A 15,718-nucleotide genomic window follows, 5' to 3' on the forward strand; every position below is an offset into this window, starting at 1 on the left:
CAGAAATGCAGTTTACTATTGGTCTGCTGAGCATCATTTTATCGAACAAATCTTATTAATGGAGACAGTAATGACGTCGTCATCGGGAAACATTCATGTTTTATGTTTAAACCCCGCTTTGGATGTGACTTACCATGTCAAAAAGTTAATCCCCGACCAAAAATCACGTTCCGATGCTGCCCGTCATGATCCAGGGGGTAATGGTATCAATATTGGCCGGGCTTTGTTTCGTATGCAGGTAGAGGCAACAACTTATTGTGTCATTGCCGGTTCCATTGGTGAGATTTTGCAAGACATGCTTGATGAACAACTACCCAATGTTCTGTTCCATCATGTCTCAGGACAGACGCGTATTAACAGCACGATTATTGAGCTTGATACACAATCTCAATTTCAAATCACTGATGCTGGCACACCTGTCCCGGCAGCCCAGTTAACTCAACTGGTGGAAAGTTTTGCCAATGCTGTAGGGAATGGTTATGGCATTCTTACCGGATCCTGCCAGCCCACTGTACCAACCTCTCTGTATGCTGATTTGGTGCATAAAATCCAGCAACATGGTGGACGAACTGTCGTCGATAGTCATGGTGACATATTGCGTTTGGCAATTGAGGCGAAACCATTTTTAATTAAACCTAATTTGTATGAACTGGAAACCCTGCTACAAATAAAACTCGACACTATCGAATCAATTGCTGAATGCGCCAGAAAACTGCAGTTGTCCGGTGTTAAACATGTCTGTGTTTCTTTAGGTGATCAAGGAGCTCTATTAGTCAGTCCGAGCAACAGTTTTTATGCGAAAGCGTTATCAGTACCAGTGAATACTACTGTGGGTGCAGGTGATTCAATGGTCGCGGGGCTGGTGGCCGGTTTCTGCCTTGATGATCAGCCCGAAACAGCACTGCGTTATGGTATTGCCTGTGGAGCCGGTACCGTCATGCACGCCGGAACAGAATTATTTCACGGTGATGAACTGGCCGATTTTAGACAGCAGGTAACTATTCAAACTCTGGATATTTAACTCGGCAACAGATTATCAACCAGCAACTGTAGTGATTTGCTTTGTCGAAACTCATTTACATCCAGACGGTAGTGTAAGCCAATCTTCTGTCCAATCTGGAGCCATACTGGAGCTGTTTGACGAAACGCCATTGCCGTGATTTCACGCCCATCATCCAGTTTTACGGTTAAACGCAAATGGTCTGATTGCTGACCGACATGACGATAATTCTGTAACACAAACTGTCCATGAAACTGTGGTTCCGGAAAAGCCTGACCCCATGGCGCCAGAACCGGTAATTGCTCGGCCAGCTGCAGGTTCAGTTCCTGCGCCGATAATTCACCGTCAGAATACAAAGCGCGTTCAAATACACTGGGATCGGCTGAAAGCTGAACAGCTTCCCTGAATGCCTGCTCAAACAATGAAAAGTCGTTCTGCTTTAATGTTAACCCTGCTGCCATCGCATGTCCGCCAAAGCGTAAAATTAAATCAGGATATTTAGCAGCGACATTAACCAGGACATCACGAATATGAACGCCCGTTATAGAGCGCGCTGAACCTTTGATTTCACCAGGTTCGCCCGGTGCAAACACGATGACTGGCCGATGCAGTTTTTCTTTAATTCGAGAGGCGAGTAATCCGATTACCCCTTGATGCCAGCTTTCGTCATATAAACAATAAGCAGCTGCCTGAGTGGTTTCATTCAGCTGCAGTTTTTCCAGCATCGTCAGAGCTTCCAGCTGCATGCCTTGTTCAACCGAGCGACGCTCAATATTAATCTGATCCAGCAACTGAGCAGCTTGCTGAGCCATAGCAAAGTTATCCGTCAGTAAGGTATCAATGCCCAACCCCATATCTTCCATACGGCCCGCTGCATTTAACCTCGGCGCAATGGCAAAGCCCAAATCCTGTGCAGATAAGCGATTGATATCCTTACCGGCAATTTGTAATAAAGCGCTGATACCTGCACAGGCGCGTCCCTGCCGCATACGTTTCAGTCCAAGATCCACGAGTGTGCGATTGAGCCTATCCAAAGGCACGACATCGGCGACGGTGCCCAATGCGACCAAATCCAGCAATTCCACCAGACGAGGTTCTGCCAGTTGCTGTAATTCAAACCAGTTAATATCACGTAATCCCTGCCGCAGACCGACCAGCACATAAAATGCCACCCCAACCCCTGCCAGCATTTTGCTGGGAAAGTTATCTCCGGGTTGATTAGGATTAACGATAGCGTCGGCTTTTGGCAATTGTTCTGCGGCAAGATGATGATCAGTGATCAACACTTGCATACCACGTTGTTTGGCCAGAGCAACCCCATCCAGACTGGCAATCCCGTTATCCACGGTAATCAATAAATCCGGCTGGGTTTCACTATCAATTTCGTTAAGTAATTCTGTGGTTAAGCCATAACCATGCACGAATCGATTTGGAACGATAAAATCAATATGTTGCAGCCCCATCATGCGCAAACCACGCATCATTACTGCACAGCTGGTAGCGCCATCGCTATCAAAATCCGCCACAATCATTACTCGCCATTGCTGCTGTAATGCCTTGATCAATAATGTTACGGCTGCTTCCATCCCCAGCATTTCCGAGGGTTTTGGCAATCCAGCTAAATCAAAGGTTAATTCATCTGCTTTAACAATACCCCTCGCCGCCATGATTCTTCGAATACATGCTGGCCATTCCTCAGGTAATTCACTGATATCACCTATATTACGCTGTTGAATATTCATAATGGCCAAGGCTTCCATACATCCCAGCAGCGCCACTGATATTGGCCATGTTCAGGAATGATTAAACGTAACTGTTGAATTTGATAACGGCGTAATTTTTGTTTTAAAGGCAAAATTTGTTGTGCCGTCACAAGCTGCAAGCGTTGCTGCCAATCATTCTGCAAATCCAGTTCCGGTAACAGCAGTAATTGATTTCCACCTCCCAACTGCTCAGGTTTCCACTCAGAAAAAGAGTTAAAGCTGACAGAACACGCAGAGGACAGTAACTTTAATAAAGTCGAATCGCCATAGACCTTATCCCATCCATTGGTAGACGGTTGCCAGTCTCCCTTGCCCCAAAACCAGAGACTATTCACTGGCAATTTGCCAGCTGACTGTCTTTGTTGATTAACCGGATGTTCAAATAAAGCCATTTGAATTTCATTATTCAAACGTAACCAGGCATTTTGTTCCTGTCCGGTCGGTAACGCTGAGACTACCGACTTACCAATCAGTGATGGCATTGCCGTTAGGGAAATATCGGGCATATTTTCCAACCAAACTGACCAATGGTTTAAATCATTAGGCACCAGTTGTGCATCAAAATCATTCAATAAAGGTTGAATGCATTCTCTAAGCTGGGTGCCCTCTTCCATTGTTAAATCATTAATTGAAAACAATAAAAGACGATCTCGATCAGCATGCAGATAACACGGATCAGCGCAAAGACTTAGTTGACCTGGATTTCGTAATGCCGAAGCGGGCAAATCAGCACCTGTGAGGAGCCTGGAACTAAAAAGCTGAATTAATGCTTTTTCAAACGTATGGTTGTTAGCAGTGAAATGTGCTTTTTTTAATAATTTTTTCAGTTCTTCGGGTAATAAAGACTGATTAATTTCCTGCATCGCAGTGGCTAAACCAGGCCAGATAATTGTCACTGATGGCTTTTCAGCCACGTTGTATAACTTCCCGGACAAATGGAATGGTTAATCGACGCTGTGCCTGTAAAGACGCTTTATCGAGACGTTGCAATACTAACATCAATGACGGCATATCCCGGCTGTAATGGCGTAATAGATATTGGGCTACTTCTTCAGGCAAAATCAATCCTCTACTCTGTGCATGACTGATCAACGCCTGTTGTTTCAATGCATCAGTCATTGAAGGCAATTGATAAATTAATCCCGTTGCCAGTCTGGATCGAAGATCAGGCAATTCAATGGCTAATTGTGCCGGGTTCTGATCAGCGCAAATCAGTAATTTATGCTCTTTCTCACGTAAACGGTTAAAGCAGTGAAATAACGCCTCTTCCCATGCAGCATCGCCACAGATTGCCTGCAGATCATCCAAACAGACAACATGGCTCTGTACTAAGGAAGCTAATACCTCAGCATCTGCTGTATCGCGAAGTTCCTGCAGATTAATATAACTCACCGGATACCCCTGATTTTGCAGGCGTTCGGCAATTGCCAGATTCAAATGGGTTTTACCAACCCCGGACTCTCCCCAAAGATAGAGAAAATCAGGTTTTTTTCCAGGCAGAACGCATCCACAACAGAGGCTAACTCATCGCTTTCAAAGATAAAGTTATCTATCGTGAAGATTTCATGCGGTGTTAACCGCAGCGTCAGCTGTATTTCCTGCTTATTCATCACCTGCTGCTCAGGAATACAGATGACTGTTTAGGTAGCGGTGATGAGCATGCCGTAACAAAACCATCACTACAGCGGCCACTGGCAGTGCTAACAATACACCGACAAACCCGAATAATGTGCCACCAGCCATCACTGCGAAAATAACTGCCACGGGGTGCAGACCAATCCGTTCGCCCACAAATCGAGGTGTCAGAAACATTCCTTCAACCATCTGTGCAAAACCGAATGTCAGAACGACCCACAGGATGGGTAACCATTCCTGAAACTGTAAATAGGCTGCAAGACCGGCGAGCAGAATACCAATAAATAAACCAAGATATGGTACAAAACTCACAATACCGGCTATCACTCCAATTAGTAAAGCCAGGTCGAGTCCAATCAATGTCAGACCGATACAATACATGATTGATAAGGCCAGCATGACCATCAACTGCCCGCGTAAAAAGCCTGCCAGCATATCGTCACATTCACCGCTAATCTTAATGATTTTGTCTGCATGTTTACGCGGCAATAATTCGCGAAACCTGGCCACCAGATCGTCCCAGTCTCTCAACAGATAAAACGTCAGTACCGGGATAAGGATCAGATTGGTTAACCATTGCAATATCACAAGGCCTGAACGGGTCATATATCCAAAGACATCACCCGCCATTTTTCCCGCTTCCGACCAATAATCCTGCAAAGCGGTTTTAACGGTATTAAGGTCGATCATATCTGTTGATAAACCGACTCTTTGCAACACATGCTCCAGCGAGTTTTGCAGTTGATCCAGATAAGCTGGCAGTTTTTCAAATAAAGATGCCAGTTGAGCACTAAGCATGGGAATAAAAATAAGTAATAAAATCATTCCCGTCAGCACAAATATAGCGAAAACAACACATACCGCTAAAGTGCGGGATAAACGATAGTTTTCCAATCTGTCGGCCAGTGGGTCTCCCAGATAAGCCAATAATGCCGCAATAAAAAATGGTGTTAAAACAGAAGATAACTCCATCATTAGCCAGCCAGATAAAATCAATAGCCCTAGCAACAGGAATTTATTGGTATCACTCATGAGCTTTTTTTCATCTGACGCCACGCGTTTGTCCCCCATACCACAATGTATTCACTACCACTAATGATGACACTTGCCACCACCAACCAGATTAAGGTTGTACTCCATGTCGCTACTTGCGGAAGCCATTCTTGCTGCAAAATAACAAGCAACACTAAAGCAATCTGAAAAACTGTATTGATTTTACTGCTCCAGAGCGGAGACAGTTCATATTCACCGAATTTGAAATGATAAATCAAAGCACCACAAACAATCAGTAAATCTCGACCAAACACCAGCAATAATAGCCACAAGGGTAATAGTTGCATATAGGTTAATGTGGTAAATGTTGCGACCAGCAGAAATTTATCTGCTAGTGGATCAAGAATAGAGCCCAGACGACTTTGCCAGTGAAAATGACGAGCCAGAAAACCATCCACACCATCAGAAATACCAGCGATGGCCACCAGAATCAATGCAGTGGAAAACTTTTCTTCAATCATCAGCCAGACAATAGGGCCAACTAATAAAATTCGAAATACACAAATGAGGTTGGGAATATCCCGTGGACTCAAGGTAATAACCTGTATTGAGAGCCGCTATCATCAGTGGTATCGGGCTCAATTACCCGTCCCATCGCTAGTAATTGTCTGAATTTTTCCGGCTCAGCCTGAATAAGTAAAACCAAATCGAGCTTCTCACTGCCCAAGCTACCGACTTTAATATCCGAAACGACCTGTAAGCTTCCCAGATAATCCATTAGTCGACTGTAGCCATCGTAGTCTTCAATACCAGAAACATGAATTTCCATTTCGGTATTACCTGATTCACTGAATGAGATATTCAGCCGTCTACCCAGCCGATCAGCAAACTCATCCACCCCGTTTTGAATCGCTGTTTTAACATCACCCTGACTTGACCAGCGCTCAACCTCTTCACCAAGCAATGCCTGCCAACTTATTTCGACAGATTCCTCATTACCCCGTAAACGAGCTGACACAATGACAGAAGAACCATATCGCTCGGAGGCCTGTTTTACAGCAGTATTATTACCCGTGGCAACATCGTTAAAAGTCAGCTGAGTCTGATCCTCAAGATCCATCAATGGCAACAATAACGGAATACCGCGTTTTTTTGCTGCCTGTTCGATATGAAAAAGTAATGAATCTTCATCACCTTCCCCAATCAATTGTTGTTTCCCTGCGTACTCAATAGCCACCCAGAACAGTGTCTCAGGTCGGATTTTGTCCCATACTGGCAACCCGATTCGTTGTAAGGCGTTATTGATGCCTTCAGCATTAAATTCGAGCGTTAAAGCTAATTGTTGTTCCGCAACATCGCTGTCAGGATTTGGAATTTGCTGATAATAATATTGATCGACATACCGGTCTGCATCGGTTACCAGAGCAGAAATATCTGCCTGCTCCACCGCGCGACGGTCACCAACGACTTTTACTACCACCTGTTTGAGCAATTCCGGCGCGAGTCGCTGACGATCTTCTTCACTCTGCGAAGCAACAGGTGCTTGAGCTTGATATAAATCAGTAACTTCCGCGGCGGAGACAATCGACGCAGCGAAAACGAAAATCAGTGAGAAAAATAATCTAGGCATTGTGGTATTCTAACACGCTGTTTTTTGTGTGTGATGTCCAAATAATCAGGAAGCCAGCATGACCGATCCAGTCGTTCCACCTACCCAATCAAACCAAGCTCTCAGTTACCGCGATGCCGGTGTTGATATTGAAGCCGGAAATGCGCTTGTCGAGCGTATCAAACCCTTAGCAGCCAAAACCCGTCGTGCTGGTGTCATGGCTGGACTGGGTGGTTTTGGCAGCCTGTTTGAACTACCGCTCGATAAATATAAACAACCGGTTTTGGTCTCAGGAACAGATGGTGTTGGCACCAAATTAAGACTGGCAATCGAGGCTGGAATACATGACACCATTGGTATTGATTTAGTTGCCATGTGCGTCAACGATATCGCGGTTCTTGGCGCGGAACCGTTATTCTTCCTTGATTATTATGCCACCGGAAAACTGAATATTGATGTAGCAACGGATGTTGTCAGCGGTATTGCTGAAGGCTGTCTTCAATCAGGGGCTGCATTGGTAGGCGGCGAAACAGCTGAAATGCCAAGCATGTATCAGGAAGGTGATTTTGATTTAGCAGGTTTTTGTGTCGGCATTGTAGAAAAAGACAACATTATTGATGGATCTCAGGTAAAAGCTGGTGATGCCATTATCGGGATCGCGTCTTCCGGACCACACTCAAATGGCTATTCATTGATTCGCAAGATTATTGAAGTCAGCAAAGCTGATCTGAATATGTCATTTGATGGTGCAACATTAGGTGAAAAACTGTTGGCACCGACCAGAATCTACGTTAAGTCATTACTACAACTACATGAAAAAATTAATATTCACGCATTGTCTCATATTACCGGTGGTGGTTTATTGGAAAACATTCCCCGCGTATTACCAGAAAATGTAACGGCAATTATTGATAGTAAAAGCTGGCAAAGACCGGCCGTTTTCGACTGGCTGCAACAGCAGGGAAATGTGGTCGATCGTGAGATGTATCGCACTTTTAATAATGGTATTGGCATGGTGGTTTGTGTAGCTGAGCAGGATGCCGATGCAACCGTACAGATTCTGACTGCACTGGGTGAGACGGCTATGCGTATTGGCCATATTGAAAATAGTGACACCGAAGAACAAGTCATTATTAAATGACTACTGCCTTGAAACCCAAGTTGGTCATCCTGATTTCAGGACGTGGCAGCAACATGCAATCAATTGTTAAAGCGATTCAGGTAAATGAGTTGGATGCGGAGGTTGCTGCCGTAATCAGTAATTGTCCCAATGCAGCTGGATTGGAATTTGCTCAGCAATCTGACATTGCCACCCGAATACTGGATCACAAGGCTTTTACAAGTCGTGAAGCGTTTGATGAACAGCTGATGAAGCTGATTGATTCTTTTGTTCCGGATTATGTTGTATTAGCTGGCTTTATGCGGATTTTGAGCGCAGGATTTGTTAAGCACTATGCGAATAAATTAATCAATATTCATCCATCGCTGTTACCTAAATTCAAAGGTATGCATACGCACAAACGAGCCATCGAAGCCGGTGAAAAAGAACATGGTGCGACGGTACACTTTGTTACCGAGGAACTGGATGCCGGACCGATAATATTACAGGCTAAAGTACCTATTCTGGAAAATGATACTGAAGACACTCTGGCAGCCAGAGTGTTGATTGAGGAACATAAGCTTTATCCTGATGCCTTAAGGTTGCTGATTCAACAACAGAACTGATTATTCATGCGCTATTTTTCCTACCTGGTGTTGCTGTTTATGTCTGCTACGGTTTGTGCTCAAGACCTAGCTGATTATTCTGCACAATATGAAATCAATATGAATGGTTTGCAGGCTGGCGAGCTGAACCAGCAGCTGGAAACCTTAACAGATGGTTTGCATCGCTTTCGTTCAGCGACTAAGGCCAAAGGTGTAGTTGCTTTATTCAAACGCGATACGGTCAAGGAAACCAGCTTATGGACCCTCTCCCAACAGCAGATTAAGCCCCGTCAATATCTTTATCAACGCAATGGTGGCAAAAAAGATAAATATTTACGCATGGACTTTGATTGGCGTAATCGCTCCGTACATATAGATGACAGGGTTCATCCATGGGATCTTGAAATTGAAGATAGTACATTGGAAAAACATGTTTATCAGGTACAACTGAGATTGGATTTGCTGCAGAATCCCAAACAGAAAACCTTTAATTATTTAATTGCAGATGGCGGCCGTCTAAAACATTATCAGATCAAAAGACTTGAGCAGGAAACGATAACTACACCACTTGGCAGCATAAACACTGTTAAATTCAAAAGACAACGTGATAGAGACAGCGACAAGGATCGGGAAACCACTTTGTGGTGTGCACCGGAATTGAATTATTTGCCGGTCAAACTGGAGCACATTGAAAAAGATGGCACCAAATTTACTGCGGTATTGCGTCGTGTAGAGGGTATATCAAAATCAGCATTTACCCCTGTCGAATAACATCCCTGAAATGTAAGGAAAACTGATGAGCAAAAAACAGTTTGAAATCATTGAAGAAACAACCGCTTATAGCGGTTTTTTTAGTTTAAAAGTTGTCTCTTTAAAACATACATTATACAAAGGTGGCTGGAGTGCACCGCTAACCCGAGAAGTCTTTCATCGTGGAAGCTGTGTTGCGGTATTACTTTATGATCCACAAAAAGATGCGTTGGTTATTATCGAACAATTTCGTCCCGGCGCCATACAACTAAATGATGAGCGTGCGTGGCTTCTTGAGATTGTGGCTGGGGCAATTGAACCTGGCGAAACACCAGAATCCGTGGCCTATCGCGAGGCCGTTGAGGAATCAGGATGTGAAATACTGGAAATGATCAAGATAAGTGAGTTTTTCACCTCTCCCGGCGGTACATCCGAGCTATTACACCTGTTTTGTGGACGCATAGATAGCACCCATATTGGTGGATTACATGGCCTGGATGAGGAAGATGAAGATATCTCAGTCAGTGTATTATCATTCGATGAAGTCTATGCCTTGCTGGAAACGGGTAAAATTATCTCGGCGATTCCGATTATTGCTATCCAATGGCTGGCTTTACATCGTGAAGAATTACGTCACCGCTGGATTTAAGCACACTCTATATCGTTGTTGAACAGCTGAGATTGAAATGTCACTTTCTAACCCAATGGCATGATTCTGTAACCAGCTGAAATCGTATGCGATTCACCCGGTGCCAAACTGATACTGTTATTGGCGGCATTGGCCGTTTCAACACAGACAAAGTACTGATACGAGTCATCAGTCATATCTTTTAATGTTGCCACCCTATCCCAAGGATTCCATACTATTGTGGTATTTGAACCTGAACTTTCTACCACAATGCGGCGTGCCCAGTCAGAATCCTCAATAAATAGCTTGTCAGGACTGTTCAAATACACTCTGTCTGTTTCGCCGTTAAAAACGATCTCACCAGCCTGAAGTTTCTCACGAAAATTTTCTACCTTGTCGAGATAATGATGATTGCTCAACCCCCTCACCTGAGTTTTTTCGATATTTCCCACTGCAAAATAAGTATGCAATGCCTGTGAGATAACAAAACTTTCTTGATCAAGGTTTTCAGTAGTTAAGGATAAAGTTAGCTGTTCATTGATCTCAATCACCATTTTCAAACTATAAGCACAATGCCAAAGCTGTTCGTCCTTAGGATCCGGTGATAATGACAGAGTCAATTTAATGCCATCATTTTCAGTCTGTTGCACATCAATCAAATCCCAAACACGGTTACGTGCAAAACCATGAGCAGGACGGCCTTTACCACTGGGATCAACACCAAACCATGGCCAACAGACCGGGACACCTCCTCGAATTGCCCGCCGATCACCATAACGGCTCATTCGACTCAAAAACAATAGATCATGTAATGCATGTGCAGAGCGGTAAGATAATACCTGCGCACCCTGAGTTGTTATACGTGCCTTGGCATGAGGCGTATTGATATTTATCATTACACATTCTGACGGCCCCATTGAAAAATCCAGGCGATCAGCAATAGCAAATTGTTGTTTTAGTTGTTCTATAGTTTGCATTAAATTCTACGTCTGAAACAAAAAGACGGGCACAATGCCCGTCTTTGAGACTAAATCTAAGTTTTAGTTTTTAGTGCTGGTGACCGCCTTCACCATGAACATGTCCATGTTCAAGCTCTTCTGCACTTGGTTCACGAACTTCACGGATTTCAACGTCAAAGTTCAAATGTACGCCAGCCAGAGGATGATTTCCATCGACGGTAACAGTTTCATCATTGATTGCTACTACAGTGACCAAAACCGGGCCTTGCTCGGTTTCGGACTGAAATTGCATACCCACTTCAACTTTTTCTACACCACTGAATAATTCAGCAGGTACATCCTGTTTTAGCGCATCATGGCGTTCGCCATAAGCATTTGCTGGTTCGATACTGGCCTGGACTTTATCGCCCGTTTCTTTGCCCGCCAGGGCATCTTCCAAACCAGGGATAATATTGCCAGCGCCATGCAGATACGCCAGCGGGCCGGCACCTTCACTGCTATCAATGACTGTGCCGCTGTTGTCGGTGAGCGTGTAGTCGATCACGACTACTTTGTTGTCTGCAACTTTCATGGAAACTCCTTACATGTTTTGAATAACAGCTGCAGCATAATCACTACAACTCAACGCATCGACGCCAATAGCATGAGCTAAATCACCGGTGACACGCGCATTAGAAATGGCGCCTGAGACGCCGGAAACGACCAGATCTGCCGCTTCGCCCCAACCTAAATGTCTTAAAAGCATTTCGGCCGATAGGATTAATGATGACGGATTCGCATTATTTTTTCCAGCCAAAGCCGGTGCTGTGCCATGTGTTGCTTCAAACATCGCAACGGCATCCGCTAAATTTGCACCCGGTGAGATGCCAATTCCCCCAACCTGTGCAGCAAGGGCATCAGAAATGTAATCACCATTCAGATTCAATGTGGCAACCACATCATAATCTTTAGGGTGCAATAAAATTTCCTGTAAAAATGCATCGGCTATCGAGTCTTTGATAACGATTTTTTTACCGGTATTTGGATTATTAAAGGTTTTCCAGGGCCCACCATCCAGCGGCGTAGCACCAAACTCTTTTTCAACAAGGTCATAGCCCCATTGTTTGAAAGCCCCTTCGGTGAACTTCATGATGTTACCCTTATGTACCAGGGTCAATGAATCACGGTCATTGTCGATAACATATTGAATGGCTTTACGTACCAGTCGCTCTGTTCCCTCTTTGGAAACCGGCTTGATGCCTATCCCCGAGGTTTCAGGAAAACGGATTTTGCTGACACCCATGTCTTTTTGCAGAAAGTCGATGACCTTCTGAACTTCAGGTGTACCGGCAGCCCATTCAATACCGGCATAAATATCTTCTGAGTTTTCGCGGAAGATAACCATATCGATATTTTCGGGTGCTTTAACCGGGCTTGGCGTACCAGGGTAATAACGTACCGGGCGCTGACAGACATATAAATCAAGCGTCTGACGTAATGCCACATTCAAAGAGCGAATCCCGCCTCCCACTGGCGTCATTAACGGACCTTTGATCGATACCGAATATTCTCTCAACGCATCAATGGTTTCTTCTGGCAAATAGGTTTCAGCACCATAAAGCTGTGTGGCTTTTTCGCCAGCGTAGACTTCCATCCAGGAAATTTTGCGTTCGCCGTTGTAGGCTTTGTTCACTGCCGCATCAATCACATCAATCATGGCCGGTGTGATATCGATACCGATGCCATCACCTTCGATAAAAGGGATAATCGGTTGATTAGGTACATTCAATGAATAATCGGCATTAACGCCGATGGCTGCACCCTGTTCCGGTACACTAATGTGTTGATATGCCATGCACGGCTCCTGAAGTTAAAAGTGGCATTTTACATGATCTATGGCGTTGATATAACCATGACCAGACTAATTGCATTTAATAAACCCTATGACGTGTTGACTCAATTCAGCGATAGCGACGGTCGTAAGACACTGAAGAACTACATAGATATACCGGACATCTATCCGGCAGGTCGGTTAGATCGGGACAGTGAAGGATTATTATTGCTGACCGACGATGGTCAATTGCAACATCATATCAGCGATCCACGACATAAATTAAGCAAAACTTACTGGGTTCAGGTGGAAAACATTCCGGATGCTGCTGCGCTTGAACAATTGCAACAGGGTGTCATGTTAAAAGATGGTCTGACCAAACCGGCTAATGCCAGACTTATCAATGAACCTGATTTGTGGGAAAGAGTTCCGCCGGTACGATTTCGACAATCGATTCCAACCCAGTGGTTGGAATTGCAAATCAGTGAAGGCAAAAACCGACAGGTACGCCGTATGACTGCTGCAGTCGGCCATCCAACATTAAGATTGATCCGCGTAGCGATTGGCCCCTGGCAATTAAATGATCTGCAACCCGGACAATGGTGCGAAGTTAATTTTCAGACCGTGATAAAATACGCTGATGATTTGGACTCCAAGAACCACCGTAGCCGCCGTAATAGAACGCGACCAGCAATTTCTGATGGTCGAGGAAATGATCGGCAGCGAACTCAAACTCAACCAGCCAGCCGGCCATCTCGAAGACGGAGAAAGCCTGATTGAAGCGGTTATCCGGGAAACACTGGAAGAAACAGCATGGCAATTTACGCCTGAGTCGTTGATTGGTATCTATCGCTGGCGACATCAGCAAACTGAAAATACCTATATTCGTTTCTGTTTTAGCGGAAGCCTGGGGGAAAAGCTGGATAGACCATTGGATACTGACATTCATCAGGCTGTCTGGCTGGATGCTGACACTATCAAACAGCGTCGATCACAGTTTCGCAGTCCTTTAGTCGAGCAATGTTTACAGGATTACCTCGCTGGAAAACGCTATCCACTTGATTTATTAACTGATTAATTATGTCTGAACACAAAAAAATAGTTGTCGGTCTGTCCGGCGGCGTGGACTCCTCTGTTTCAGCGTTGTTACTTAAACAACAAGGCTTTGATGTTGAAGGTCTGTTCATGAAAAACTGGGTCGACTATGCGGATGAAAGCGAATGTACTGTTGAGGATGATCGCAAAGACGCCCAATCAGTTGCTGATAAAGTGGGCATCGTTTTTCATGAAGCCAATTTCGCTATGGAATACTGGGATTATGTATTCAAACATTTCTTGGATGAATACAAAGCGGGCCGCACGCCGAATCCCGATATTCTGTGTAATCGTGAAATCAAATTTAAAGCTTTTTTAGATCACGCCATGGAATTGGGTGGTTATCTGATTGCCACCGGTCATTACGCACGAGTGCGCGAACATGAAGGTAAATTTCAGTTATTGAAAGGCCTGGATAACAGCAAAGACCAGAGTTACTTCCTGTATACCCTTGGTCAGGCGCAATTATCCCGTACTCTTTTCCCGTTGGGCGAATTACCAAAAACCGAAGTGCGTCAGATTGCCGAAAAAGCTGGCTTTATCAATCACGACAAAAAAGACAGCACCGGTATCTGCTTTATCGGGGAGCGACGTTTTCGCGAATTTCTGGGGCGTTACATTCCGGCTCAGCCCGGTGAAATGCGCACCCCGGAAGGCGAAAAAATTGGTGAACATTCAGGCTTAATGTATTACACCCTCGGCCAACGCCAGGGCCTTGGCATTGGTGGTCGTAAAAACAGCAGCGGTGAGCCCTGGTTTGTGGCTGGCAAGGATATGGAAAAGCGAATTTTATATGTTGTTCAAGGTGAACATGAATGGCTTTACAGCACTAAACTTACCGCTGAACAACTTTCATGGGTGGCTGGCGAAGCCCCGGAATTGCCATGTCGTGCCAGTGCAAAAACCCGCTATCGTCAACCAGATCAGCCCTGCCTCATCACTCAGGATGAACAAGGCAATATTCAGGTTGAATTTGACTCGCCACAACGCGCCGTCACACCAGGACAATCTGTTGTGTTTTATCAGGATGATGTCTGTCTGGGCGGTGGCATTATTATCGATACCAACGCTCCGGGGATGCATCCATGAGTCAGAGAACAATTATTCATGATCGTGTCATTGCTCTCTCCGCTTTGATGCAATCCGTGACTTTAGTGCAGCAGATTGCTGAAACCGGTCAGGTCGATAACGATGATATGCAGACCATGCTGCAGAGTTTACTGGTGATGGATGCGCCTGATACTGAATCGGTTTATGGTGAAATCAGTAAATTAACAACGGGGATCCGTCAGTTCAATAATCAGCTATCGAAACGTAAACAACCTGGCGATATTGTGGTGTTGCGCTATGCAATCGGAATTTTGCACTTGCAACGCAAACTGGCAAAGCGCCCCGCAATGCTGGATCTGATTACCCGTGAACTGGATCAGATTCCGCAACAGATTGAATACTTTGGCAGCATCACCAGTCCGCAGGTAATTGCCCGTTTCGCCGATATCTATCAGCGTACCGTCAGTGAACTCACGCCGCGTATTCAGGTGTTTGGTGATTCCACTTATCTGCAGCAAGCTGATAACGTTAATCGTATTCGTGCTCTGCTGCTGTCTGGAATTCGCGCTGCAGTGTTATGGCAACAGAAAGGTGGCAGACGCTGGCAGTTTTTATTGCAGAGCAATAAATTATTACAGGCAGCGACAGATTTACACGCTCAAACCTAATAAAGCTCGTTACCAATAATAGTCATAAAAAAGGGCTGTGAAAACAGCCCTTTT

The 15,718-nt window shown here is 44.8% G+C and carries 19 protein-coding genes; 9 read left to right on the forward strand and 10 right to left on the reverse strand.

Going from position 1 to position 15,718, the window contains the following annotated elements:
• Positions 1 to 70 precede the first annotated feature (70 nt).
• On the forward strand, positions 71 to 1,021 hold the full coding sequence (locus tag AC08OG_RS08775) for a 1-phosphofructokinase family hexose kinase (RefSeq protein ID WP_482929318.1): 951 nt from the start codon (positions 71 to 73) through the stop codon (positions 1,019 to 1,021).
• Here the strand turns inward: AC08OG_RS08775 and recJ are convergent.
• The 7 genes from recJ to AC08OG_RS08810 are packed head-to-tail and all read right to left on the reverse strand — an operon-like array spanning position 1,018 to position 7,021.
• On the reverse strand, positions 1,018 to 2,778 hold the full coding sequence (recJ, locus tag AC08OG_RS08780; protein WP_482929319.1) for a single-stranded-DNA-specific exonuclease RecJ: 1,761 nt from the start codon (positions 2,776 to 2,778) through the stop codon (positions 1,018 to 1,020). The genes AC08OG_RS08775 and recJ overlap by 4 nt on opposite strands.
• Positions 2,739 to 3,677 carry a hypothetical protein gene (locus AC08OG_RS08785; protein ID WP_439503397.1) on the reverse strand — a complete coding sequence of 313 codons (939 nt, stop codon included), beginning with the start codon at positions 3,675 to 3,677 and terminating at the stop codon, positions 2,739 to 2,741. Before AC08OG_RS08785 ends, recJ begins: the two co-directional genes overlap by 40 nt.
• Complete coding sequence (gene hda / locus AC08OG_RS08790) at positions 3,670 to 4,200, reverse strand: DnaA regulatory inactivator Hda (RefSeq protein WP_482929320.1); 531 nt, start codon at positions 4,198 to 4,200, stop codon at positions 3,670 to 3,672. Before hda ends, AC08OG_RS08785 begins: the two co-directional genes overlap by 8 nt.
• Positions 4,197 to 4,373: a hypothetical protein gene (locus AC08OG_RS08795; protein WP_482929321.1), complete on the reverse strand. Its 177-nt coding sequence runs from the start codon at positions 4,371 to 4,373 to the stop codon at positions 4,197 to 4,199. Before AC08OG_RS08795 ends, hda begins: the two co-directional genes overlap by 4 nt.
• Positions 4,374 to 4,383: 10 nt before the next feature.
• Positions 4,384 to 5,430: an AI-2E family transporter gene (locus AC08OG_RS08800; RefSeq protein ID WP_292357256.1), complete on the reverse strand. Its 1,047-nt coding sequence runs from the start codon at positions 5,428 to 5,430 to the stop codon at positions 4,384 to 4,386.
• Entirely contained in the window at positions 5,427 to 5,984 is a 558-nt protein-coding gene (locus AC08OG_RS08805) for a CDP-alcohol phosphatidyltransferase family protein (RefSeq protein WP_292357257.1), read from the reverse strand. Before AC08OG_RS08805 ends, AC08OG_RS08800 begins: the two co-directional genes overlap by 4 nt.
• Entirely contained in the window at positions 5,981 to 7,021 is a 1,041-nt protein-coding gene (locus tag AC08OG_RS08810; RefSeq protein WP_482929322.1) for a DUF2066 domain-containing protein, read from the reverse strand. The genes AC08OG_RS08805 and AC08OG_RS08810 overlap by 4 nt, the downstream gene beginning before the upstream one ends.
• A 58-nt stretch (positions 7,022 to 7,079) precedes the next feature.
• Between AC08OG_RS08810 and purM the strand changes: the two genes are divergently transcribed.
• Genes purM through AC08OG_RS08830 form a run of 4 tightly spaced genes read left to right on the forward strand, consistent with a single transcriptional unit; the run spans position 7,080 to position 10,103 of the window.
• Positions 7,080 to 8,141 (forward strand): phosphoribosylformylglycinamidine cyclo-ligase, encoded by a 1,062-nt coding sequence (gene purM / locus AC08OG_RS08815; protein ID WP_482929323.1) that lies wholly within the window; start codon positions 7,080 to 7,082, stop codon positions 8,139 to 8,141.
• On the forward strand, positions 8,138 to 8,725 hold the full coding sequence (gene purN / locus AC08OG_RS08820; protein ID WP_292357262.1) for a phosphoribosylglycinamide formyltransferase: 588 nt from the start codon (positions 8,138 to 8,140) through the stop codon (positions 8,723 to 8,725). The genes purM and purN overlap by 4 nt, the downstream gene beginning before the upstream one ends.
• 39 nt (positions 8,726 to 8,764) lie before the next feature.
• The gene (locus AC08OG_RS08825) at positions 8,765 to 9,475 is read left to right on the forward strand and encodes a DUF3108 domain-containing protein (protein WP_292743999.1); all 711 of its coding nucleotides are present in this window, start codon (positions 8,765 to 8,767) and stop codon (positions 9,473 to 9,475) included.
• 25 nt (positions 9,476 to 9,500) lie between these two features.
• A complete protein-coding gene (locus tag AC08OG_RS08830; protein WP_439503401.1) occupies positions 9,501 to 10,103 on the forward strand; it encodes an NUDIX domain-containing protein in 603 nt (200 codons plus the stop codon).
• A gap of 47 nt (positions 10,104 to 10,150) precedes the next feature.
• On the opposite strand, the gene AC08OG_RS08835 is transcribed toward AC08OG_RS08830, so the two are convergent.
• The 3 genes from AC08OG_RS08835 to icd all read right to left on the reverse strand — a co-directional run bounded on the left by AC08OG_RS08835 (position 10,151) and on the right by icd (position 12,875).
• On the reverse strand, positions 10,151 to 11,059 hold the full coding sequence (locus AC08OG_RS08835; RefSeq protein ID WP_439503402.1) for a D-hexose-6-phosphate mutarotase: 909 nt from the start codon (positions 11,057 to 11,059) through the stop codon (positions 10,151 to 10,153).
• Positions 11,060 to 11,129: 70 nt separating this feature from the next.
• A complete protein-coding gene (locus AC08OG_RS08840; RefSeq protein ID WP_014707250.1) occupies positions 11,130 to 11,612 on the reverse strand; it encodes an FKBP-type peptidyl-prolyl cis-trans isomerase in 483 nt (160 codons plus the stop codon).
• Positions 11,613 to 11,621: 9 nt separating this feature from the next.
• Positions 11,622 to 12,875: an NADP-dependent isocitrate dehydrogenase gene (gene icd, locus AC08OG_RS08845; RefSeq protein ID WP_482929324.1), complete on the reverse strand. Its 1,254-nt coding sequence runs from the start codon at positions 12,873 to 12,875 to the stop codon at positions 11,622 to 11,624.
• Positions 12,876 to 12,932: 57 nt separating this feature from the next.
• Between icd and AC08OG_RS08850 the strand changes: the two genes are divergently transcribed.
• Genes AC08OG_RS08850 through hflD form a run of 4 tightly spaced genes read left to right on the forward strand, consistent with a single transcriptional unit; the run spans position 12,933 to position 15,664 of the window.
• A complete protein-coding gene (locus AC08OG_RS08850; protein ID WP_292357268.1) occupies positions 12,933 to 13,631 on the forward strand; it encodes a pseudouridine synthase in 699 nt (232 codons plus the stop codon).
• Positions 13,552 to 13,929, forward strand: coding sequence for an NUDIX hydrolase (locus AC08OG_RS08855; RefSeq protein ID WP_482929325.1), 378 nt, complete (start codon positions 13,552 to 13,554; stop codon positions 13,927 to 13,929). Before AC08OG_RS08850 ends, AC08OG_RS08855 begins: the two co-directional genes overlap by 80 nt.
• A 2-nt stretch (positions 13,930 to 13,931) precedes the next feature.
• Positions 13,932 to 15,035 carry a tRNA 2-thiouridine(34) synthase MnmA gene (gene mnmA, locus AC08OG_RS08860; RefSeq protein ID WP_292357271.1) on the forward strand — a complete coding sequence of 368 codons (1,104 nt, stop codon included), beginning with the start codon at positions 13,932 to 13,934 and terminating at the stop codon, positions 15,033 to 15,035.
• On the forward strand, positions 15,032 to 15,664 hold the full coding sequence (gene hflD / locus AC08OG_RS08865; RefSeq protein WP_292357273.1) for a high frequency lysogenization protein HflD: 633 nt from the start codon (positions 15,032 to 15,034) through the stop codon (positions 15,662 to 15,664). Before mnmA ends, hflD begins: the two co-directional genes overlap by 4 nt.
• The last annotated feature ends 54 nt before the right edge of the window (positions 15,665 to 15,718 follow it).

The organism is Methylophaga sp. F7 (assembly GCF_056863975.1).